At 39.5% G+C, this 22,866-nt stretch carries 19 protein-coding genes; 9 read left to right on the top strand and 10 right to left on the bottom strand.

What is annotated here, in order from left to right; all coding sequences use genetic code 11:
* Position 1: 1 nt before the first annotated feature.
* The 6 genes from CWB76_RS06590 to CWB76_RS06565 form a co-directional block, all read right to left on the bottom strand.
* The gene (locus CWB76_RS06590) at positions 2-1,495 is read right to left on the bottom strand and encodes a GumC family protein (protein WP_138606325.1); all 1,494 of its coding nucleotides are present in this window, start codon (positions 1,493-1,495) and stop codon (positions 2-4) included.
* Positions 1,496-1,625: 130 nt separating this feature from the next.
* Positions 1,626-2,762 carry a glycosyltransferase gene (locus tag CWB76_RS06585; RefSeq protein ID WP_138606323.1) on the bottom strand — a complete coding sequence of 379 codons (1,137 nt, stop codon included), beginning with the start codon at positions 2,760-2,762 and terminating at the stop codon, positions 1,626-1,628.
* A gap of 4 nt (positions 2,763-2,766) precedes the next feature.
* Entirely contained in the window at positions 2,767-3,471 is a 705-nt protein-coding gene (locus CWB76_RS06580; protein WP_138606321.1) for an acyltransferase, read from the bottom strand.
* Positions 3,437-4,828 (bottom strand): O-antigen ligase family protein, encoded by a 1,392-nt coding sequence (locus CWB76_RS06575; protein ID WP_138606320.1) that lies wholly within the window; start codon positions 4,826-4,828, stop codon positions 3,437-3,439. Before CWB76_RS06575 ends, CWB76_RS06580 begins: the two co-directional genes overlap by 35 nt.
* The gene (locus tag CWB76_RS06570; protein WP_138606318.1) at positions 4,821-6,233 is read right to left on the bottom strand and encodes a lipopolysaccharide biosynthesis protein; all 1,413 of its coding nucleotides are present in this window, start codon (positions 6,231-6,233) and stop codon (positions 4,821-4,823) included. Before CWB76_RS06570 ends, CWB76_RS06575 begins: the two co-directional genes overlap by 8 nt.
* 9 nt (positions 6,234-6,242) lie before the next feature.
* Positions 6,243-7,394, bottom strand: coding sequence for a glycosyltransferase (locus tag CWB76_RS06565; protein ID WP_138606316.1), 1,152 nt, complete (start codon positions 7,392-7,394; stop codon positions 6,243-6,245).
* A gap of 212 nt (positions 7,395-7,606) precedes the next feature.
* Between CWB76_RS06565 and CWB76_RS06560 the strand changes: the two genes are divergently transcribed.
* Positions 7,607-8,530, top strand: coding sequence for a glycosyltransferase family 2 protein (locus CWB76_RS06560; protein WP_138606314.1), 924 nt, complete (start codon positions 7,607-7,609; stop codon positions 8,528-8,530).
* A gap of 71 nt (positions 8,531-8,601) precedes the next feature.
* Here CWB76_RS06560 and CWB76_RS06555 read toward each other — a convergent pair whose 3' ends face one another.
* From CWB76_RS06555 to CWB76_RS06545, 3 genes are all read right to left on the bottom strand, one after another.
* The gene (locus CWB76_RS06555; protein WP_249363160.1) at positions 8,602-9,561 is read right to left on the bottom strand and encodes an endonuclease/exonuclease/phosphatase family protein; all 960 of its coding nucleotides are present in this window, start codon (positions 9,559-9,561) and stop codon (positions 8,602-8,604) included.
* A 114-nt stretch (positions 9,562-9,675) separates the two neighbouring features.
* Positions 9,676-10,134 (bottom strand): hypothetical protein, encoded by a 459-nt coding sequence (locus CWB76_RS06550; protein ID WP_055013274.1) that lies wholly within the window; start codon positions 10,132-10,134, stop codon positions 9,676-9,678.
* Complete coding sequence (locus CWB76_RS06545) at positions 10,134-12,329, bottom strand: LruC domain-containing protein (protein WP_138606312.1); 2,196 nt, start codon at positions 12,327-12,329, stop codon at positions 10,134-10,136. The genes CWB76_RS06550 and CWB76_RS06545 overlap by 1 nt, the downstream gene beginning before the upstream one ends.
* Positions 12,330-12,628: 299 nt before the next feature.
* On the opposite strand from CWB76_RS06545, the gene gmk reads away from it, so the two are divergent.
* The 5 genes from gmk (at position 12,629) to CWB76_RS06520 (ending at position 18,040) form a co-directional block, all read left to right on the top strand.
* Entirely contained in the window at positions 12,629-13,249 is a 621-nt protein-coding gene (gmk, locus tag CWB76_RS06540; RefSeq protein ID WP_138606310.1) for a guanylate kinase, read from the top strand.
* A 125-nt stretch (positions 13,250-13,374) separates the two neighbouring features.
* Positions 13,375-13,650 (top strand): DNA-directed RNA polymerase subunit omega, encoded by a 276-nt coding sequence (gene rpoZ, locus CWB76_RS06535; RefSeq protein WP_008108220.1) that lies wholly within the window; start codon positions 13,375-13,377, stop codon positions 13,648-13,650.
* A gap of 127 nt (positions 13,651-13,777) precedes the next feature.
* On the top strand, positions 13,778-15,883 hold the full coding sequence (gene spoT, locus CWB76_RS06530) for a bifunctional GTP diphosphokinase/guanosine-3',5'-bis pyrophosphate 3'-pyrophosphohydrolase (RefSeq protein WP_109875868.1): 2,106 nt from the start codon (positions 13,778-13,780) through the stop codon (positions 15,881-15,883).
* 12 nt (positions 15,884-15,895) lie between these two features.
* On the top strand, positions 15,896-16,288 hold the full coding sequence (gene ridA, locus CWB76_RS06525; RefSeq protein ID WP_010392969.1) for a deaminase RidA: 393 nt from the start codon (positions 15,896-15,898) through the stop codon (positions 16,286-16,288).
* Positions 16,289-16,435: 147 nt separating this feature from the next.
* Positions 16,436-18,040 carry a flagellar assembly protein A gene (locus tag CWB76_RS06520; RefSeq protein WP_138606308.1) on the top strand — a complete coding sequence of 535 codons (1,605 nt, stop codon included), beginning with the start codon at positions 16,436-16,438 and terminating at the stop codon, positions 18,038-18,040.
* A gap of 34 nt (positions 18,041-18,074) precedes the next feature.
* On the opposite strand, the gene asnA is transcribed toward CWB76_RS06520, so the two are convergent.
* Positions 18,075-19,070: an aspartate--ammonia ligase gene (asnA, locus tag CWB76_RS06515; protein WP_138606306.1), complete on the bottom strand. Its 996-nt coding sequence runs from the start codon at positions 19,068-19,070 to the stop codon at positions 18,075-18,077.
* A 185-nt stretch (positions 19,071-19,255) separates the two neighbouring features.
* Between asnA and asnC the strand changes: the two genes are divergently transcribed.
* From asnC to recG, 3 genes are read left to right on the top strand one after another with little or no spacing between them, the layout of a single operon-like run.
* Entirely contained in the window at positions 19,256-19,714 is a 459-nt protein-coding gene (asnC, locus tag CWB76_RS06510) for a transcriptional regulator AsnC (protein ID WP_138606304.1), read from the top strand.
* A 41-nt stretch (positions 19,715-19,755) separates the two neighbouring features.
* Positions 19,756-20,442 carry a tRNA (guanosine(18)-2'-O)-methyltransferase TrmH gene (gene trmH, locus CWB76_RS06505; RefSeq protein ID WP_138606303.1) on the top strand — a complete coding sequence of 229 codons (687 nt, stop codon included), beginning with the start codon at positions 19,756-19,758 and terminating at the stop codon, positions 20,440-20,442.
* Positions 20,443-20,499: 57 nt separating this feature from the next.
* Positions 20,500-22,581, top strand: coding sequence for an ATP-dependent DNA helicase RecG (gene recG, locus CWB76_RS06500; protein ID WP_138606301.1), 2,082 nt, complete (start codon positions 20,500-20,502; stop codon positions 22,579-22,581).
* Positions 22,582-22,866: the final 285 nt, after the last annotated feature.

The raw sequence follows: 22,866 nt of genomic DNA, 5'->3' as shown, positions 1-22,866 counted from the left end.
GTTAATTTCCCTCTTTAAGGAAGTGCATCGATGGACTAACCCCAGCATGTAAAGTGCTGTGACCAACAATGGGTAAAATGGTAACCACGTCTAGTGACGATAGTTTTTCAATGGTTTGAATATCTTTTAAATGACTGTCGAATAAGGTAGCAACAAACACACAGGTGACACTGGTAAATATGCCTAAAACAATACCCATAATAATTGCCATCACGAGTGAAGTATTAATTGGTTGAGTAGGACTATAAGCTCGCTCAATGGTTTTAACTTTGTCAGGGCCTTCATACTTAACCAGCTTGCCTGTCACTTTTGCCATTTCGTAACGCCCTAACATGTCTTTATATAATGACTGTTTAACATCGTAGTCACGCTCGAGCTTTCTAAGTTGTTTTTCTATATCACTGGTTACTAGTAAGCGCTCGCTCACTGCATTGACTTGTTTTTCTAACATGTCGTATTCTTGCTGATGCTGCAGAACATTATTTTTAGCTTCTTCTAGAGCGAGTATTTGTGACACCAACACATTACTTTCATTGTCATTTCCACTGGGTAAGGTATTAGCCATTTGCCAAAGCTGATCAATATTAGTGGCATCAAGGCCTTTACCACTTTCAATTAACGCTTGTTGCCGTGCTCTAATGCTGAGTAGTTCGCGCTTTTTTGAAACCACTTTGCTGTGTTTATCGGTATAGCGGGTTTTTAAAAAACTGAGCTCTGATTCTGCAGTAATTATTTTCTCTTCTATACGACCGAGAATCGGGTTTGCTTGACCCATTTTTGTAGTAAGTGCCTCAAGCTTGGCATTAGCGCCTGAGAGCACAATGGACTTTTGTTGTTGATCACTTAATAACTTATCGAAAGTTTGCCTATTACTGTGTAAAACAGCGGGTAAGGTATTACTGTTTTTTGCTTTAAAGCTTGCCAATGAAGCCTCAGAAATCTCCAACTCTTCTCTTAAACTTACCAGTTGCTGATAAAAAAATTGCTCAGAGGTATCCAGTGATGCTTTCGTTGGGGCTAATAAACTTTCTATAAATTTCTCTACCACTTTTTCAAGCACCGCCTTCATTTGGGTTTGGTCATGCCAAATAAAGTTAACCCGAACTAGCTCGTCTCCCACCAATGATAAGGAAAGCGCCTGTGAAAGCTCTTGATGTATTTTTTCTATTTTGGCGGGGGATGCATCCTTTGGTACTAAATTGGTTTCTTTTGCCACGGCAATCAGAACTTTGCGGCTAATCACTAAGGTACGCAAAGCTGCCATCCTATTTGATAAATCAAACGAGAACGACAAATCATCTAAATAGGGATTAAGCAGCGCCGATTCTTCTATAAGAATAGTGGCGTGGTTTGTATATTGTTTTTGTGACGTTGCCGCGAGTACAATCACTACTACGGGTACAATCAGCAACGGCAAAACAAATAACTTTGCCCTGGTGTAAACAGCGTACAAAGCTAAATAAAGTAATCTTTTTATTTGCTCTCTAACTAACATATTCGCTACCCATTGATTTGCATATTGCTATGCGAAACTTTGCGGCTATTTGCAAAATAAAAATTTACAGCGTAAATAGCCTTCTTTAATGGAGTAGTTGCACAGGGCGCGCCAATATTATAGTTATGGTTTAATCGGAGGGATTTAATATTTGTAGATCGTTGATCACAGTGAGAGCTTTTACCGGCCAGCTATGCTCTTTCGCTATGTTTTTTTGGACTGCATGCAATAAACTTAATTTTGCTTGACTGAGTGACAACGCCTGATCAATTTTTTCAATAAAGTTATTCTGTGACTGAGCGATAAAAATTTGCGAGTGATAATGATTCACTGCCGCGAAATCGGTTGCGACTATCGGTTTGCCTACCGCTAAATATTCTTTTAATTTAAGCGGGTCGCAAGCCCTAATTTGCTCATTATCGACAAATGGTAAAATAGATACATCCCAATGAGCCGAGAAAGATACCAACCGTTTATGCTCAACCGCACTAATATGCGTTACATTTTTAAACTGCAACAACCCTGAAATGGGAGTGGTAATATCGCCAACTAATACCAATTGATATTGCGGCCTAGCAGTGGCCAACGCCATTAATAAAGGGATATCTAGCCAGGCATTGATACTGCCATAAAAGCCAATAATGGGGGCTTTAATAGCGCTGATTTCTGCGGCTTTGTCGACATTACTCGTAAATAAATCAAAGCTCACGCCATGTGTTAGTAACTTAGTTTTTTCAGCAGGCATTTTAGTTTTTAATAACTCGCTGATCACATAAATAAGATCTGCGTTTTTAATCAGCTGCTGCTCAAAAGGCGCAATCAGCATAGGATCAACCCCAGCCAGCGCACTAAAATCGTCACCACAATAATAAATTAGCGAGTCGGTGGCTCTTTTATCAAACAGATAGCATGCCGTTGGCACACTTAACCAATATACAATAGGTTCACTGGTTTTATGAGCACCAATATGACGAGAGAAAACCCAACGGTTATAACAGCGCACTAAGCCATTATCATGCCATGGTAAAATAGGCAGTTTATATACCGTCATATTTTTAGGCGTGGCTATTTTACTATTATTAGAGGGTTGAAATAGCTGCTTAAATTTATTAAAAATACGTTTTATGTCGTGCAGCTTTACGCTAGGTTTACGCATTCCCACAGAATTAACCCAATTCACTTGCTGTCTTTTTGCAAGCTCTGAAAATAAATGCTGAGTACTACTAGGGTGGCTCCCCCAATCTTCTGCAAAAACAATAAATTTCATTCGCTCACTCCACTATGTTTTTGACTACTTTAGCCGGATTACCTGCGACAATAGTAAAATCGGGAATATCTTTGGTTACCACACTGCCCGCCCCTATAATGGCTCCTTTACCTATGGTTACTCCAGCAAGTACCGTAACACCGGTCCCAATCCATGCTCCACGCTTAATAATAATATCGCCAATTTGACTCTCGTCATCACTTTGGCCGTTCGCACGACGTTCACAATCAATTGGGTGACCAGGAAAGCCTGCTAAAAAAACACGTCCCGCAAGTCTTACATCATCTTCAAGTACAATTTTTCGTCCTACCGAAAACGCATTTTGCCAGCCAATATCAACATTATTACCAATACTTAGTAGAGGCTCACGCTCATTACTTACACGGCCACACAAAGTGCTGATCCCCGAGATCCTGACATCGTTTTTACATTCAACCCTTAATTTACCAATTACCTGAGGCATACCCGAATATAAATATAAACGTTTTTTACTGCCTTGAATTTGGCTTTTAAATAATGGGGTGTAATAAAATATTCTCAGCAGTTCATGAACAAACTGCTTTATAAAATGGTGCAGATGATAAAGCCCACTATGTAGTAGAGGAATAACGGGTAGCTGTGGATTACGCAGCGACTTTGCAAATTTAAACAAACGTTTTGCCGAGGGACTGTTACTATTTTTTAGCCAATACTTTAGTTGGGTCACCATAAGACGAATCCTTATTACTATCGATAGTCAGCTTTTCTAGGGCAATGGTCAGCGACAAAATGATGTACAAAGGCCACGTAAAAGCTTGAGTTAAAAACGTACCTGCAACCATAAAACCAATTAAACCGGCTTTTAGCGCATTAGCATTCACTGTCACTTCAGAATTAAAGTTAAGCTTATTAATGCAAAATACTCGAGACAAGCTGCGATAAATACTGGCGATAACCAGTAAAAAAATACATATACCAACAAAGCCTGTTTCACCAAGCACCTGAAACCACGTACTATGCACTGCATGATTCTTGCCATCCCAGTGCGGGCTATAAAAGTAATAGTTTACGAAGAAGTTATTTACCCCAACTCCTGTTAGCGGGTTAGCAAGCGCCATGTTTATTGCAGCTTGCCAAGCATATATTCGACCCATAGCAGACTCATCAACTCCACTTTCTGCAGCACCACCACTTTGCCTATCTGAAATCCCCGCAAAGACCATCATGGCAAGCATGGCAACTGCCCCACATGCAGCCACAACCACTGGATTTTTTACCTTTTGATATAAAAAGAAACTTAAAATAGCAGCAATACCTAATAGGCCGCCTCGGCTTTGCGTAGCTATTACTCCTGAAATAGCCAAAATTAAACCAACGCCTGCAAATAATCGTCGATATGGATTGTTGTATGTATTAAATAATTCAGCAGCTAAAAAAGACACAGGAAACATCAGCACTAAAGATAAATCATTAGGATCGCCCAGTTGTGAACGATACTCTCGAGAAATAGTGACTCGGGTGCCCTCAACTAGCCCCACACCATTAATTTTGTTATTCAGTGCCACCAGCGCAATGGCCACACCAGAAATCATAATTCCTAGTCTTACGTAACTAAAGTGAGAAAATCGCGTTAACCACCAGCTGATCACAAACACCATAATAAAAACTTTAACCAACACTCCAGACCAATACTCAATAGCAACGCCACGGTTTGAAGCCGAAAACACACACACGGTAAGCCACACAAACCAAATGACAAAAATAAGATGAGCTGAGCTCCAATGCGGTTTTAATGTTTTGGAAATAAATAAATGCCAGAAAATGGCCAGTAAAGAGGCTAGCGCTAAGAGTTTAGGGATTTTAAGCGGCATTAAAAATACAAATGCCTCATGGATCCTAAAATAACTAAATAAAATAAATAAGATAATAAACACAGTACTAATACGCACGGCTAATACGCCAGCAAATGGCAGTAACAATAAAGCAAAAGCAGCTATGGGCCCAAATAACGAATATAAGCTTAAAATAAGCGCCGTTATCACTAAGCCATTTATTAATAAGTAATGCTCTTTATACCAGTTAACCATGCGCCTTCCTTGCTAAAAGCCGTTGCAATATTCCCGTGATGTGGTGTTTATACTTTTTAAATAACACCGCAAACAAACATATCAACACAGCAACCTGTCCTACAATGTAGTAAGACACTTGAGTCACACTTAACGAAAACACAAGAATAAAGCACAGCCAGCTAGGGAGCAGACTGTGTACTTTAAATGCTAAATGCTCTAGCTTTTGACTAATAACTACAAACAGTAGCGTTTTTAAAGTTTGCGCCAATGCTAACGATACAACAGCACCTAATATTCCCCATTTTGGCACTAAAAAACTTAATGCAATTAATACGCTCGTAGCACTCACTGCATTAATAATAGTCACAAACAAGCCGTTATAGTGAACATAACAACCAATATTAAGTAAATCGCTATGGTGTCTCAGCACAACAATGAGTATTAAACTGGGTAATAACCAGGCATTAAGTAAATAATTTTGTGGTAAAACGAGGGTGAATAAGTGCGGCGCTAAAAGTAGCATTATGCAGCAAAGGGTAATCGCAATCTCAAGGCTTAATTCACATAAAAACACATAGTGGTTGCGGCTTGAGGTTAACTCGTCAAAACGGCGTGAAAACCACCACATTCTGATTGGCTCAAATGTGAACGAGGTCATGACTGCAAATTGCAGAGCGACATAATATTGAGCGAGCTTTTCTTTGCCCACACTGGCTGCAATATACCAGTTTTCTGCGCCATTATTAGCGTACACAAAGAGCGAAGAGATAATAATGCTTAACAAAAATAGCGTATTCTTAGTCGTAATATTCCATGCGATACATTTAAAACTAATATTAATCGTGCGTGCTATTTGCCACAGTGACAATATCAGTACAATAAAACTCGCTACCACACCAGAAAGCATAACGCCGGTTACACCAAAGCCTAGATATAGCAAGACGATGGTGAGTAGAGTTTGCCCTACCCCTTGTAAAACAGCTAAATAGCAAAACTGCTTAGCCATTTCGTAATATCTAAAAAAGCAAAATACAATCGACAATACCGACGAAAATGCCAAGTTAACGGCTAATAGTTGCAGATCTATCTGGTTAACAGAGATAGGTAATAAATTCAGCAATAGGTCAGCAAACAATACAACAGCAATTACAAATGCAGTGCTTAACATACTACATAAAATCAACGCATCCCTAAATAAAGCCTGCTTACAAACAACGCTTTTCATTTGCTGTTTAAAAAGGAGCTCAGGTAAGCCTAGGCACAACAACAAAGACATTACGGCTGAAATAGAGACTAAAAAATTAAGTTCACCAAACTGTGCAGGGCTTAAAAGACGAGTCGATATAGGGAGTAAAGCAAAGCCAAGCCCTTTGAGCAATAATGTTGATAGTCCAAAATAGGCTATTTGCTTAAGTCCGTTCATCTTCATTCCTTATGAGTTTTGCACCCAAGATGACAACTTTTTAGCTTGTGAGCTGGCATTAAATTTATTTGCTACCAATCGTTTAGCATTGATACCTTTGGCATATCTTTCATAGGGATTAAGCTCACAGAATTGAGTTAAGATAGTCTCTAAACCAATAATGCTTGAAGGCTCACATTTAAAACCAACAGAATCATTTACAATTTCTTTTGCCCCCATAAGCTTGGTCGTTAGCACAGGAATACCACTGGCCATAGCTTCTTTAAGAACTACTGGCCCAGTGTCTCTGTCACCATTACTAGATACACAAAATGGCGCAACCAGTGCTGAGTAGTTACTGGTATTTTTTGATAACCAAAGAGGCGTACGACGCCCTAAAAATCGAACATCTTTATCAAGCCCAAGCTCTTCACACAAAAACTTTAAATCATTCATTAATGGGCCTTCGCCCACGATGTCTAGACATATGGCGTATTTTTTACTTAATTTTTTTATAGCGGGTAATAGAAATTGCAGTCCTTTCTTTTCAACTAAGCGCCCAATGAATAACAATTTAACAGACTCATGAAGTCGATTTGGAGTGCTGCTAAATAAACTTAAATCAACACCACAATGCAATAGCTCAACTTTTCCAACTTTGTAATTACTTAGTTTTTGAGCCATGTCTTTACACACAGCAACCGAGAAATCACATAACGAAAGCTTGAGTTTGAGATCGGTATCGTTTACATATACATCATGACCATGACCGATTGAAGAGACACTAATACCCGCAATTTTGCTAGCAACAATCGAGTATGCCAACGGTGCATGCATAAAGTGACAATGTATATGAGAGATACCGTGCCGCTTAATTATTTCTGCAATGTTTAACCCATACCCTAGAAGCGACATGGCTGAGATTGAGGTAAAGCGAAAAGCAATTTTAGCAGCGTTAAGAGCTACTAGCGGCTTAGACATTGCAAATTTAGCAGCAGCACTAAAAGACTTTTTAATGATAATTACATTTACACTGCTATCGAGATTTGCACTGGTATTTAAATTCTCAAAGGTAATAACACTTACTTTATGACCTGCTTTAACAAGTGCATTTATTTCTGTCACCACAAAGGTTTCTGACGGGATATGGAAGCTTGGTACAACAATGCCTATATGTTTCATGCTAAATACTCCAAAAGATTCTAATGGTTATTTCGCAAGAACCATGCCCAGTTAAAAAGCACTAAAAATGGTTAGATTAAAGTCAATTTGCGAACATATATTGCAAAATGCAAAGCATTAGACAAAAAACACTCCACAAAGCTATAAAAATACTTGGCGCTTAACTTGCGTAGCACTTATCTAGTTAATTAATAGAAGCCAGGGTGCAGCTCATGAATATAGAAATAAGCGTTATTATCCCAAACTACAATTGCAAACAGTATTTAGCAAAGGCACTGAGTAGTGTTATTGCTCAAAAAAATGTCAATCTAGAAATTATCGTTGTAGACGATGGCTCAACCGATGGCAGTGTTGAATGGTTGAGAAAAGCGCAGAACACATTTCCACAGCTGGTTATTTTAGAACAAGAAAATACCGGTGTAGTTAATGTACGCAACCGCGCTATTGCAGCTTCTAAAGGGGACTACATTGCATTCTTAGATGCCGACGACTATTGGAGTGATGATAAACTGTATGAGCAATTAGGTTATATGAAAGAAAACTCCGAATGTGTTTTAAGCTTTACTAACTATATGCATGTAAATGAAGACTATGAGCCTATTGTGGATTGCTTTTCTTTTTGGCCTGAATTTTCAAAATTTGTTGATAAGAAAAATATGGGCTACCAAAATTTAAAGTCGCCAATGGACTTGCTTATTTTTGCTAATGTAATAGGAACCTCTTCAGTTATGGTTAAACGCTCAGCCATTAATTATATCGGCCGATTTGATAACGTATTAAACAGCGCAAGTGATTGGGATTGCTGGTTAAAACTTGCAAGAATTGGTGATGTAGCTTTTTCACCGCGCATAGCCATGGATTACTTAATGAGAGCGGGCTCTATTACTGCGAATCGTAAAAATAGGCTCAACGCGATGAAAGAAATTGTTTCACGTTGCAAAAGAGATGCTGGAATGATTGCACAAATAAAAGCACAGGCACGTATATTAGAATGCTACGGTGAGTATTATCGAGAAATAGGCGCAAAATTTAAAGCGTTATCGACTACAACTGCCGCGTTTACGTTATTCCCGCATAAACGTAATTTACGCCATTTATTACATGATTTAAAAAACACATTTACTACTGCATCATAAATACTTCGCCAATACACAGCAAATAGCGTTTAAGCTATTTGTTTTGTATTGGCCTAAAGTAAATACTTCACCTAACTTTTTAAATTTAATGTATAACTTAATATTTTATGATCGCTGCCTTTAAACTCACTCACTTCCAGAGAAGATAAATTAAACTCTTGATTGAAAATACAATGGTCAATTGGCAAGCCTGTCATTAAAGTGTGTTTTATTGCAGTAGGTGCAAAGCTGGTATATGCATTTGCAGCTGCATAACAACTTTGCGCATTAAACCAATTAAAATAGCTCGACCAGGGAACAATATTTAAATCTCCCGCAATAAACCAAGGATCTATCTCTTTTGCACTCGCCTCGTTCATTGCTGATAATAACCGATTACGATTATGCCAATGAGTAGCAGTTCTTGGTGAAGGTGGATGGGCAATAAAAGCGGTAATAGGATGTTTATCTAATAACAGCTTAAGCTTAATATAACCTAATCGGTCGCCATCTAATTTAACTTGCTGTCTGTGTATAATCGGTAAACGCGAAATAACCACAATGCCGTAGGGGATCCCTTCGACTTCGCGATAACCAAACAAACTAGCTTTATTTAAAAACGGTTTGAGCAAATGCCGGTTTAAATCGCTAAACTCCTGAAAAACAAGCACATCCCATTGCTGGTTTTGTAAGTTCTTTAGATGCATGTCTACATAGGGATTATTGTAATTTAGATTAATTTGCTTAACTGTTATCGCAGCCTTCGAGGGAATGACTTCTAATGAATGCAGCGGTAAAAGTGAACTTAAATTGATAATACAAATAATCGCAATCACTCCCCCTAGCCATAGTTTTTTTAGCGCAAGCAGTAACAGTGCAAAAAACAACGCAGCAGCTAACAAAGGAAACCGAAAGGATATTAATAAATCAGCGTAATAAAATTGCCACGGATTAAATGCGGCAACAATTAGCATCAAGGCAATTACTGCGATAACAGCAATGCTATAACCTCTTTTTGAATTACACCGCCTACTCGAAATAACCTTGAACATGAACGCCCCTTTTAACAATAAAAAAAGAATATACCTGAGTATATTCTTTATCTTAACTTTGAGTTTTATCAATTAAGCCGATAAAACTTAACCAGAACTCGACATAACCTGATGTTATCTAATCTCAAACATTTGGTTTTGTGTTTGAGCATCAAACTGCCAAGTAAAAGCAAGTGGTTGGGTGCTGGTATCGTAAAACCAAATTTCCGCTACTAGCTCAATATCTTGTCTGCTCATCGCAAGGGTAGTTGTGAGTGCACCTTGCGTTAAAGGGGCTCTAAATAAGCAATTATTGTAATCTGCTCGCTCTGCATTCGATTTTTTCTGACAAATATTCAGATACGCTCTTTCATCACCTCTAGAAAGCGCTACATCAATAGCTAAATTAAATTTTGTTGATAAGTTAAAGTCATTATTGATAACTAAGTTTGCCATTCCTTGGGGCTCAGCTGTTACTGGATCAGCAACTGGTGGAGCTACATTAGTCGGGGCAGGTGCTGCACTTTCATCGCCTCCGCCCCCGCAGGCTGTTAACAGTGATAATGAGCATAAGATAACGGTTAATTTATTCATTACTGTTCTCCTTTAACAACCACACTCGGTGCGTTGTAACTGTTAAACCACTGCGGCGCTTGCTGACCTGACGACTGTGCAAAATTAGCAAAACGATCATAAGCGTTGGTGATGTCTACCCCTTCAAGTGGATGTAGCCACTGCATACCGACTTCAATCGCCCAGGGAAGGCCATTTTCAGTTTGAAAAAATAACTCAGAGGCTTGCTGAGTGGCATCATCTGCACCATTAACAGCGAATAAACTACTATCGAAAGCCTCTGTTGGCGCTTGGTTTTTTAGATGAACCTCCCAGCTTCTTGCATTTTTACCAACTAAAAAGTCACCATGATAAAATCCTTCGCTACCAAAAATGAACGGATCGAGAAGTGTACCAGGTGCATTCGCTAGCGCTTTAGCTGCTTTTAATGGAATAGTCATACTAAACGTTACTTTACTGTTTACGTCACAATTGCTTTCGGTTCTAAAGTAATCACAGCCGGCTTGCTTCGTAATATGTTGCCAAGTGTCCTGCATGAAAATCAAAATTGCCTGCTCACGGTTTGCTTCTAATGGCGAGTCTAGTTGCGGCTCTCCATTGATAGTGTAAATGATATTTTGCTCATCAATTTCACTGCTTAAAATAGCATTGGTTGTGCTATTAGTAGTTTCTGTAAGCCTTACAGCAAAACCATTGTGATAAGTTGCGCCCACTCCAACAAGTTGACCATCAATTTTATAGCCAACCACATTGCTTCCTTCAATCAGCTGCGTAGTACGATAATTTACAACGACATCATTAAAGTCGTAATCGCCTGAGAACGGCCATTTATCTTCATAGGCAAGCGTAACCCAATCGTTTTCACCAGGATAAACAGCGCTAGCAAATGTGGTTATTGGATAATCTTCCACTTCGCCACCTAGCACCCCACCCGTGGCAGTAATTAATGATGCCTCGGAGCCATCAGTAACTCGAAAGCGAGCCCATGTTTGCCCTGCTTTAACATTGCTCGGTACGCTAACTAAAATACTATTATCACCTTTGTTAAGCGGATACTTAGTTACCATGCGCTCAGATTCACTAAAGCCACCATTTTGATCCCAGTCAAACCAAGCATATAAAAAGCTATCAGCTGACGCGTTAACAATAATTTGGCTATCTTGCCCTGCAGCAATCGCGGTTACAAAACTAACCCCGTCATCGGAGTCATCAATGGGATTCTTGATTAAATCATCATTCGTATTGATGTTTTCACCATCGACCGTTTCACCCAAGTAAATAAGATTACTACCAGTACTATTAGGATCAAATAAGTGTCGAGCACCACTTTGCTCAAGACTCGTGTTATATGGACGAGGAGCATCACCAAAATCGATAGAACTATCGGTAACTGCAACTTCTGCAATAGCGCATCGCGCACCATCATTTTGACTAGATTTAGGTCCTGAGGTAAATACGTTTGCTGTTGGTGTGTAGTCAACTACGGGGCTAATACTTAAATCAACTTTATGTATTTTTCCGCTTTTGTTATTACTAAAGTAAAACTGACCGTCAATGTCAAAGTAAGCGGCACCAAATGCGCCCGTATCATCACCAATATCGAGCTGAGTTATAAATTTAGAAGTATTATTAGCAACGTTAATTTCATGCAAATCACCATTTGATTCAACTGCATAAAGTAAATTACTTTGTGGATGAAAGGCAAAATCATAAATCCCTAAATTCCAGTTAGCACTATTAGGTAAAAGCTGCGCAGTAATCTCAGCGGTTAAATCTAAGTTTAAATCAATTTCGTAAAGCCCATACCGAGGAGTATAAACATAATATGAAGCGCGCTGATTTGCTGCATCGCCTGTTACCTGAATGTCACCTACATAAAAATTAGTATCTGGCAGCCCTGTGATATTTAAGCGAGCCATTTGGTAGTTACTGTCTATTTGCACCACACTTTTTGGTGCTTGGCGACTAAAGCCATACAAATACTGATCTTTATAATTAAAGCCAATGGCATTTACGCTTTCATTGTTTGCCTCAGTAGCAAACGTTAAAGTCGCGGCTAACACCGTAGGCTTAGCCGATACTAAATCTATACCGTATAACTGTGCTTTAGCATCTTGCATTAAAAAAGCCTGGCTTGGACAATTCTCAAATGGCTGACTAAGAACGGTGCAAGGCCACAATACACAGCAAACTTTTCCGAGATGGGTTAATTTCATACGTAAGCCCTCTATAGTTACATAGTTGAACTAATGCAGACTTTATTCCAAACTTTAACCTATTGAATTTAAATAATAATAAAAAATTACATCACTTAGATATGCAAGTTGCAACACATGTATTTGCATTATGCGAGAGCCAAAAGTATCTTCACCAGCTTTCTGTACCTGTGCTCGTAGACACTGGCTATTTGCTTTAAACATGCAGCAGTTGAGTAAGCTTCATTAAATAAAGTACAATAGAGGAATTAAGGCTGGCCTTTTTAATGGCTGTGCTTGTTCATTTTAGGTAAAAAATCATGGCACACTCTCGCGGAAACTTATTCATTTTATCGGCACCTTCTGGGGCAGGTAAATCTAGCTTAATAAATGCACTACTTAAAAAGCATGCTGATATGAAAGTATCGGTATCGCACACCACTCGCGCACCGCGCCCTGGTGAAAATAATGCAGAACATTACCACTTTGTATCAGTTGATGAGTTTAAAGCGCTGATTGCCAAAGATGATTTTTTTGAATGGGCACAAGTATTTGATAACTATTATGGTACTTCTAAGCAAGCGATTGAAGAGCAACTCGCCGCAGGCATTGATGTATTTTTAGATATTGACTGGCAAGGCGCTCGCCAAGTTCGAGAAATAATGGACGACGTAAAAACTATCTTTATTCTTCCGCCATCAAAACAAGAGCTAGAACAACGTTTAAATAATCGCGGCCAAGACTCTGCTGAAATTATTGCAGGTCGAATGGCGCAAGCTCAATCAGAAACCTCTCATTACAACGAATACGACTATGTTGTAGTGAATGATGATTTTGATACTGCTTTACGCGATTTAGAAACCATAGTAATTGCACAGCGATTAAGGCTAAAAGCACAAACAACACGTCATCAAACTTTAATTAATGAGCTGCTCAAGTAATCTAAATTACGATTAATTTTCGGTTCATGCCTTAAAATAGATAAAAATTAACCACTGGCTATTGGCGAAACTTGCTGCGTGCAGTAAACTACGCCTTTGCTTTTAAATTATTTTGGAGTGCTAAGATGGCTCGCGTAACAGTTGAAGATGCAGTAGATGCAATTGGTAATCGTTTTGACTTAATTTTAGTTGCGGCCCGTCGTGCCCGCCAAATTGCTGTTGGTGGTAAAGATCCACTAGTAGATCCTGAGAACGATAAGCCGACAGTTGTTGCCTTACGTGAAATCGAACTTGGTTTAGTTGATAATTCTTCAATGGATGTTATTGACCGTGAAGAACAACAACATCAAGAAGCGGCAGAACTAGCTGCTGTTGCTGCCATTGTTGGTGGCAACCAATAATCAACCGCCCGGTCTGATTTAGCTAACGGCATAGTTTTTCAACTATAGCCGTTGGCAATCCTTTGTTTTCATCGTATATTCGTAACTTATCCTAACTTATTTGCTTCACGAGAACATTGGAGTGTGAATGTATCTTTTTGAAGGTCTTAAAAAGAAAATCTCAAAATACTTGCCAGCAGACGATGTTGAGCTAGTTCAAAAAGCCTACGTGGTAGCCCGAGAGGCTCATGAGGGTCAAACTCGTTCAAGTGGCGAGCCTTACATTACTCACCCCGTTGAAGTCACTCAAATATTAGCAAGCATGCATCTTGACCATGAAACGCTCATGGCAGCACTCATGCATGATGTGATTGAAGATACCGATTTTAGCCAACAAGATTTAGCTGAAATATTTGGTGAAACGGTGGCAGAACTCGTAGAGGGTGTGAGCAAACTTGATAAATTGAGCTTCAAAGATAAAAAAGAGTTCCAAGCTGAAAACTATCGAAAAATGATTATGGCAATGACCCAAGATATTCGGGTTATTTTAATCAAGCTAGCTGATAGAACACACAACATGCGCACATTAGGCGCACTTCGTCCTGATAAACGCCGCCGTATTGCTCGTGAAACCCTTGAGATTTATGCACCAATTGCTAATCGCTTAGGTATTCATGATATAAAAAATGAGCTAGAAGATTTAGGTTTTCAAGCACTGTACCCTATGCGTCATCGTGCACTTAAATCGGAAGTGGCTAAAGCGCGTGGTAATCGCAAAGAAGTTATTTCAAATATTCAAACTGAAATTGAAGCTCGCCTTGAAGAATCTGGCATAAAAGCGACCGTATCAGGCCGTGAAAAGCATCTATACAGTATTTATAAAAAAATGCTCAACAAAGAGCTGCTGTTTAACGAAGTCATGGATATTTACGCATTTCGTATTGCAGTAGACTCTATGGATACCTGTTATCGCGTACTTGGTGTAGCTCATAACTTATATAAGCCAATCGAAACCCGTTTTAAAGACTATATTGCTGTACCAAAAACTAATGGTTACCAATCATTACATACTTCTTTAGTTGGCCCGCATGGTATTCCAGTAGAAATTCAAATTCGTACTTTAGATATGGATCACATGGCTGATAAAGGGGTCGCAGCTCACTGGATGTATAAAAAGTCGGGTGATAATGCGGGTCATACTGCACAACAGCGCGCACGCCAATGGATGCAAAGCTTATTGGAATTACAACAAAGCGCAGGTTCCTCGTTTGAATTTGTAGAGAATGTAAAAACAGAGCTATTCCCAGAAGAAATTTATGTCTTTACCCCAGATGGTCGGATTATTGAACTTCCTATGGGTGCAACAGCGGTTGATTTTGCTTATGCCGTTCATACTGATGTAGGTAATACTTGTGTCGGTGCACGTGTGAACCGCAAGCCTTACCCTTTAAGTAAAGCCATTGATACAGGGCAAACAATAGAAATTATTACCAGTTCAGGCGCTCACCCTAACGCAACATGGCTTAACTTTATTGTTACTGGCAAAGCACGCTTGGGCGTACGCAACTACCTTAAAAGTCAACAGCATGAAGAAGCGTTATTACTTGGTCGTCGCTTACTTGACTCAGCGCTAGGGGAAAACAAATTTGATAACCTGCCAGCTGAAAATATTACCCGAGTGCTTGAAGAGCATGAGCTTTCCTCTACTTTAGAATTATTAGTAGAAATTGGTTCAGGTAATTTAATGAGCATGTTAATTGCTAAGCGCTTATTACAAAACGACAATGATGATTTAAACGATATCGCAAAGCGTGCCAAAGCAACCATTATTGGTACCGAAGGCATGTTGGTTAATTATTCTAAATGTTGTCGTCCTGTACCTGGAGACGCTATTACTGCCCATGTTAGCCAAGGTAAAGGTTTAACCGTTCATCGCCAAGAGTGTAAAAATATTCGTGGTTGGGAAAATGATCGTTCGAAATACCTAGTCGTAAAATGGGATGATAATCCAGAAAAAGAATATATAGCGACTTTAAGAGTAGAAATCATTAACCACCAAGGTGCGCTGGCTAAATTAACCAATGTGGTCGCCACTACGCAGGCCAATATTGTAGAAATAGCTACCGATGAAAAAGAAAGTAATTTATACGTGATAGACTTAGGGATCACAGTTAAAAACCGTATTCATGTCGCCAATATTATGCGCCGCATACGTGTTATGCCCGATGTACAAAAAGTCTATCGTAAAAAATAAAATAGGAACATCATGAATAAAGCATTTATATCAACGGATAAAGCACCTGCAGCAATTGGTACATATAGCCAAGCAGTAAAAGTGGGTACAGCTGTTTATTTATCAGGGCAAATACCACTTGTCCCAGAAACAATGGACGTTATTTCTGAAGACTTTAGTGAGCAAACACATCAAGTATTTAAAAATATCAGTGCGGTTTGTGAGGAAGCTGGCGGTTCTATTCAAGACCTAGTAAAAGTTAATATTTACCTTACTGATCTTTCAAACTTTGCCATTGTGAACGAAGTTATGAGCCAATATTTTAAACAGCCTTACCCTGCGCGTGCAGCTATTGGCGTTCGTGCACTCCCTAAAGGTGTACAAGTAGAAATTGACGGCATTATGGAACTTCCTTCAACAAACTAACCTCTATAAGCTATGAGCGCCGCTCATAGCTTTTATCCCATTCTGTAGCTACACTTTGATGAAATCTTGACTCAAAACTAAAATTCTAGCACTCTGTAATCACGTTATTTTATTAAACCTTACTTTTGTAGTAGAAAAGGATAACTTGTGTTTAAGCTTGCTCATAATGGCAATGTATTGCTCGATACGAGTAAATCTGCACCCACCAGTGCTGCTTTTATCATTGAAGCAATTGAACAATCGCCTTACAGCGAGTGTGAAATCGATCATGACGCCATAAATAACTATTTCAACAGTGAAACACCTGAACGAATCTTAGTCGTTGCAACACCCCACGATGCAACCTTAATCGTTGAAATCAGCGATGATAAAATGCTAGCCACTGGCACGCTCACTCTCGCCAAAGGTGGCGCAACACTCAGTTTTGATGAAGCTAAAAAAGAATTAGTGAAAGCGCATGTTGCTAGAGGTTATAAACAAGCATTTTTAGAGCAGCTTTTACAAAAGCAATTTGAGCTTCCACCTGGCTCTGTAGTTAGCGGGCCACTTGCTAAAGGACGTTTACCTACTGACGGCCAAGATAGTAAATTTAAAGCCATGGTTAAAACCTTAAAAGACCGCCTTAAAGCACCCAAATTAAAAGAAGACGGTAGTGTTGATATGCGTGATTTTGGTAAATTAGCAAGTGTTAAACCGGGTGAATTACTAATCCAGCAGCAACCTGCTACTCCTGGTCAAGAAGGGTTTACCGTGATAGGTGATGTTTTACCAGCCAAACCAGGGCAAGTTCATGCCCTAATTGCAGGTGAGGGTACTGAAATATCAAAAAATAACCCGATGGAATTACTTTCAACTATTGCTGGCGTGCCTGTTGAAATAAATAACGGAATGCGTGTTGACGATATTTTCACTGTTAACGATGTGTCTGTAAAAACAGGCCATATCGACTTTGAAGGTAGTGTAATAGTTAGTAAAAATGTAGAGCCAGGAATGAGGATAAATGCAACAGGTGACATTACCGTTTTTGGTACAGTCGAATCTGGAGAATTAACCGCCGGTGGCGATATACTTGTAAAACAAGGGGTGATTGGCCATCAAAAGCCTGAAGATAAATCACTGTCTTGCAGAATAATTTGCGCAGGTGATATGCATGCCTCACACTCTCAATATTGCTACATTGAAGCTAACAGCATATTGCTTGACCGCCAAGCCAGCCACAGCTCAATGAAAGCAAAAAATATAATTCAAATTGGTCAATCAGAACTACCTAAAGGAAAGTTATTTGGAGGTGAAATTTTAGATGCCACTAAACTAATTGCCGGAGAAATTGGTAACGAATCAGGGGCTAAAATGGCAATTAATTTAGCCGCTTCAGCTACTCAAATGACCAAAGATATTGATAAATATTTTAGTGAATTAACAGCTGCAAATGAACAGGTTGATAGCTTACAAGCTGCATTAGAAAAAGCAGATTTAATTAAAGATGCTGATAAAAAAAGCGAGCTCATGAATAAGATTGGATCAACTCAGATACATCATAGTCAACAAGCTGAACAACTAGAAAAGCAGATAGCGAGTTTAGAGCAAAAACTAAATACCATGCTCGATGAAGCCATTTTAACCGTAAATACCGTTTTACATTCTGGAGTGGAAATCCATATATTCAACAAGTTACTTAAAACAACTCGCAACTTTCCACCAAGTAATGTTAAGTTAGAAAACAATAAAATAGAAATTGAGTTTAAAACTTAATTATAAGGGGCTGTTAGTACCAGCCCCTTATTCTTTATAGTAAGCCGTCTACACTGTCATAGGTTTGCGCTGGCCACACACCTACCTGCACTTGCCCTATGTGTTGTTTTTGTAATAACAGCATAGCCAAGCGAGACTGACCAATACCACCACCAATTGTTTGAGGAAATTTACTTTCTAACAATGCTTTATGCCAATCAAACTCTAAACGGTCTTCGTCACCGGTAATTCCCAATTGAGCTTGCAAAACTTCAGGGCTCACTCGAATTCCCATAGATGATATTTCGAAAGCATCTTCAAGAATTGGATTCCATACTAAAATATCGCCATTTAATCCCACATACTGATCACATGTTGGTGTTGACCAATCGTCGTAATCTGGCGCTCTCACATCATGAATTTTACCATCACTTAATGCTCCGCCAATACCAATTAAAAACACAGCACCATATTCTTGAGCAATCGCTTTCTCACGCTGCTTAGCGCTAAAGTCAGGGTACATTTTACGCAGTTCTTCACTGTGTACAAAAGTAATTTTAGCTGGCAAAAATGCTCTTAAGCCAAAGCTTGCACTAACATATTGTTCAGTGGCTTTAATACCTTGGTAAATCGTTTCAACCGTTTGCTTGAGAGTAGATAGCGAACGTTGCGTACTTTCACAAATAACTTGCTCCCAATCCCATTGATCAACATAAACAGAATGGATTGGGCTTAATGAATCTTCATCAGGTCGCAACGCTTTCATTTGCGTATAAATTCCCTCACCTTGTGAAAAGCCATATTCACCCAAGGTTTTACGCTTCCACTTAGCAAGAGAATGCACCACTTCGTAACGGCTATCTGCAATCGCTTTAATATTCACAGCCACGGCGTTCTCGTGCCCACTTAAGTTATCCTGTGTACCGTCGCCTACTTTAGCTAAAATAGGCGCTTGAACTTCAATTAAGCCCAGTTTTTGTTCTAATTGCTGCGAAAAGAACTGCTTAACTTTACTTATTTGCTGCTGCTGCTGCACATAATGTGAACTCATAATAATTGGCCTCATTCCCAGTTATTGTATTTACTACTTAGCGCACAATCACGCTTCAATGAGGTTATCGTAACAATTAAACTATTTAATTCAATATCCCATAATAAAAATAGCTTTACGATATTAAAGCCATTAAAAAAGTGGTATAAAAATAACTAATACCATAATTAAAGACGGTTAAATCTATGGAAAATTATCAAATCGATAATCTTGATAAACAGATTCTGCATGCATTAATGGATAATGCGCGTACACCTTATGCTGAATTAGCAAAACGCTTTAGTGTAAGCGCAGGAACAATTCATGTGCGAATCGAAAAAATGAAACATGCAGAGATCATCACAGGTACTCAACTAACCATTAATACAAAGCAATTAGGTTACGATGTGTGTTGTTTTATTGGTATTAATTTGAACAACGCGCGCGATTATCCGCAAACACTTATAAAATTAGAATCATTAGAGGAAGTGGTCGAAGCATATTACACCACTGGTAATTACAGTATTTTTATTAAAGTAATGACTCGCTCTATCGATCATCTACAAGATGTATTAATCAATAAAATACAGGCAATAGAAGCCATTCAATCAACCGAAACCCTGATCTCATTACAAAACCCGATTAGTCGAACAGTGGTGCCTTAAGGTGAAAAATCTCGTATAATTTGCCGAAAAAGAGGACTCCCATGCAGCAAACTCGTTACCAAAGAATTGAAAATGTACTTTCACGTCGTCAAACCGACCTTACCGTATGCTTAGAAGACGTACACAAACACCATAACTTATCAGCAATTGTTAGAACGGCTGATGCCGTTGGTTGTCATCATGTGCATGCCGTGTGGCCAGAAAAACAAAAGTGGCTAACCAATAATACCTCAGGTGGCAGTAAAAACTGGTTAGACACACATCTTCACAGAAACATAGATGATGCCGTTGCGAGTATGCGTACTCATAATCCTGATGTACAAATTTTAGCGACGCATTTAAGTGAAGATGCTGTCGACTTCAGAGAAATTGATTATACTAAACCGACTGCAATTATTGTCGGCCAAGAAAAAACGGGGATCTCTCCACAAGCCTTAGAGTATGCAGATCAAAACATCATTATTCCAATGCAAGGCATGGTGCAGTCGTTAAATGTATCCGTTGCAGCAGCCCTAATTTTATTTGAGGCGCAGCGTCAACGTGATCTAGCTGGTTTATACAATAGAAATATGCTGAGTGAAGAAATTAAGCACCCAATGTACTTTGAAGGCTGCCACCCAATTATTGCAAGGCAATGCAAACAAAAAAACCTACCTTACCCTGCTCTTGATGAAAACGGCGAAATTGTTGCTGATGAACAGTTTTGGCAGGCGTTAAAACATACTTGATGCATATACAGTGTATCAGTACACTTAACTTACTAAATAATAATAATTGAGCCTACATTGTCTAAACCTAGCTTAAGCCAATACCCAATCACAGAACTTAAAGGCGTTGGTCCTAAAATGGCTGAACGGCTTTTAAAGCTAGGTATTAGTACAGTACAGGACATGCTATTTCATTTGCCGCTTAGGTATGAAGACAGAACCCGTATTTATACAATTAGTGAGTTGACCCCTCATAGCCACGTAACTGTTCAAGCAACCATTGAAACCAGTCAAATAACCTTTGGAAAGCGGCGCATGCTGGTTTGCCAAATAAATGATGGTACAGGTAGGTTAACACTACGATTTTTTAATTTTACCGCAGCACAAAAAAATGCATTTAGCACAGGCAAAATAATTCGTTGCTTTGGCGAAATACGTCGCGGACGTATTGGCTTTGAAATGAGTCATCCTGAATACAGTATTAGCGACACTTTTGAACAACAACCAACATCATCAACACTTACGCCAGTCTATTCAACAACCGAGGGGTTAAAGCAGCTCTCTATTAGGGCGTTGAGTGAACAGGCAATAGAATTACTTCAAAAGTATGCAGTAGAAGAGCTACTTCCCCAACAATGGCAACCATCGCAACTACCGTTAAGTGATGCGTTATTATTACTGCATCGCCCTCCTAATGATGTTGATATAAGTGCGCTTGAGCAAGGGACTCACCCAGCTCAGCAGCGGCTCGTATTTGAAGAATTACTGGCGCAAAATCTCAGTTTATTAAAAGTAAGAGAACAAGGACAACAAGTTAATGCCGTTGCACTTGAGCCCACTAATTTATTAGAAACACAATTTTTAGCACAATTACCCTTTGCGCCAACCAATGCACAAAGCCGTGTGGTATCAGAAATTAAAGCAGATATGCAACACGCTTACCCTATGATGCGACTTGTCCAAGGGGACGTTGGCTCTGGTAAAACACTAGTCGCAGCACTGAGCGCGTTAACTGCGATAGCAAAAGGCTACCAGGTCGCATTAATGGCGCCAACAGAGATATTGTCAGAGCAACACGGAATCAACTTTTCTAGCTGGTTTGAAAGCCTTGGAATAACGGTTGCTTGGTTAGGTGGTAAAACAAAAGGTAAAGAGCGCGTAAGTACACTTGCAATGATCGCCTCAGGTGAAGCGCAAATGATTATCGGTACTCATGCGTTATTTCAAGATGAAGTAAAATTTAACAATCTTGTACTTATCATTATTGATGAGCAACACCGCTTTGGGGTTCATCAACGTTTATCACTGCGTGAAAAAGGCCGCTTTGCTGATTGTTACCCACATCAACTAGTAATGACAGCAACACCAATACCGCGTACGCTCGCAATGACCGCCTATGCAGACTTAGAAACCTCGGTGATTGACGAATTACCACCTGGGCGGACTCCTATCACTACAGTTGCGATTCCTGATACTCGTCGAGATGACATTATTAGTCGCGTAAAACTTGCCTGTAACGAACAAGGTCGACAGGTTTACTGGGTATGTACACTAATAGACGAGTCTGAAGTACTACAATGCCAAGCAGCGGAAGACAGTGCATTACAGCTAAAAGAAGCATTACCTGAGCTTGCTATTGGCTTAGTCCATGGGCGAATGAAAGCTACGGAAAAGCAAGCCATTATGAGCGACTTTAAAGCGGGTAACATTCATGTACTTGTGGCAACAACCGTGATCGAAGTTGGGGTTGATGTGCCTAATGCGAGTTTAATTATTATCGAAAACCCTGAGCGCTTAGGTTTAGCACAGCTTCACCAACTACGTGGCCGCGTAGGCCGTGGAGCTACAGCATCTCACTGCGTGCTTTTATACCATGCACCACTTTCACATACCGCACAGAAACGGTTAGGAGTACTGCGCGATAGTAACGACGGATTTGTTATCGCAGAGCGTGATTTAGAAATACGCGGCCCAGGTGAAGTTCTTGGGACCAAACAAACCGGCTTAGCAGAATTTAAAATTGCAGACTTAACAAGAGATAAGCAAACCTTAAATCAAGTTAGACCCATAGCACAACAGATGTTGAAGCAATATCCTCAGTATGTAGACCCTCTCATTCAACGCTGGTTAGGCAACAAGTCAAATTACGCACAAGCTTAGTAACTTATTCGCATAAAGCCACATATTAATTTTCCCAACTAGTTATTCCCTATACCACAACTATTTCCCTACACCTTGCTCCTGTGTTTTCACTTTCCTGCAGACGTAAAAAAGCCCGACTCTTTCGAATCGGGCTTTCTACTATTTGGAGCCTGGTAATGACCTACTTTCACATAACAAATGCTACACTATCATCGGCGCTGTTTCGTTTCACTACTGAGTTCGTCCTTGGGTCAGGTGGTGCCCACCCGCTGGTGTCAAGAAGCACATTTGGTGTCTGGACGT

The organism is Pseudoalteromonas sp. S1609 (genome assembly GCF_005887255.1).
Classification (GTDB): Bacteria; Pseudomonadota; Gammaproteobacteria; order Enterobacterales; family Alteromonadaceae; genus Pseudoalteromonas.
This window is presented reverse-complemented; position numbering and strand designations above follow the sequence as displayed.

What these genes read in the sequence shown, in the direction of transcription:
- CWB76_RS06590 (WP_138606325.1), bottom strand. Translation starts at nt 1,495, where the DNA reads ATGTTAGTTAGAGAGCAAATAAAAAGATTACTTTATTTAGCTTTGTAC.
- CWB76_RS06585 (WP_138606323.1), bottom strand. Translation starts at nt 2,762, where the DNA reads ATGAAATTTATTGTTTTTGCAGAAGATTGGGGGAGCCACCCTAGTAGT.
- CWB76_RS06580 (WP_138606321.1), bottom strand. Translation starts at nt 3,471, where the DNA reads ATGGTGACCCAACTAAAGTATTGGCTAAAAAATAGTAACAGTCCCTCG.
- CWB76_RS06575 (WP_138606320.1), bottom strand. Translation starts at nt 4,828, where the DNA reads ATGGTTAACTGGTATAAAGAGCATTACTTATTAATAAATGGCTTAGTG.
- CWB76_RS06570 (WP_138606318.1), bottom strand. Translation starts at nt 6,233, where the DNA reads ATGAACGGACTTAAGCAAATAGCCTATTTTGGACTATCAACATTATTG.
- CWB76_RS06565 (WP_138606316.1), bottom strand. Translation starts at nt 7,394, where the DNA reads ATGAAACATATAGGCATTGTTGTACCAAGCTTCCATATCCCGTCAGAA.
- CWB76_RS06560 (WP_138606314.1), top strand. Translation starts at nt 7,607, where the DNA reads ATGAATATAGAAATAAGCGTTATTATCCCAAACTACAATTGCAAACAG.
- CWB76_RS06555 (WP_249363160.1), bottom strand. Translation starts at nt 9,561, where the DNA reads ATGTTCAAGGTTATTTCGAGTAGGCGGTGTAATTCAAAAAGAGGTTAT.
- CWB76_RS06550 (WP_055013274.1), bottom strand. Translation starts at nt 10,134, where the DNA reads ATGAATAAATTAACCGTTATCTTATGCTCATTATCACTGTTAACAGCC.
- CWB76_RS06545 (WP_138606312.1), bottom strand. Translation starts at nt 12,329, where the DNA reads ATGAAATTAACCCATCTCGGAAAAGTTTGCTGTGTATTGTGGCCTTGC.
- gmk (WP_138606310.1), top strand. Translation starts at nt 12,629, where the DNA reads ATGGCACACTCTCGCGGAAACTTATTCATTTTATCGGCACCTTCTGGG.
- rpoZ (WP_008108220.1), top strand. Translation starts at nt 13,375, where the DNA reads ATGGCTCGCGTAACAGTTGAAGATGCAGTAGATGCAATTGGTAATCGT.
- spoT (WP_109875868.1), top strand. Translation starts at nt 13,778, where the DNA reads ATGTATCTTTTTGAAGGTCTTAAAAAGAAAATCTCAAAATACTTGCCA.
- ridA (WP_010392969.1), top strand. Translation starts at nt 15,896, where the DNA reads ATGAATAAAGCATTTATATCAACGGATAAAGCACCTGCAGCAATTGGT.
- asnA (WP_138606306.1), bottom strand. Translation starts at nt 19,070, where the DNA reads ATGAGTTCACATTATGTGCAGCAGCAGCAGCAAATAAGTAAAGTTAAG.
- asnC (WP_138606304.1), top strand. Translation starts at nt 19,256, where the DNA reads ATGGAAAATTATCAAATCGATAATCTTGATAAACAGATTCTGCATGCA.
- trmH (WP_138606303.1), top strand. Translation starts at nt 19,756, where the DNA reads ATGCAGCAAACTCGTTACCAAAGAATTGAAAATGTACTTTCACGTCGT.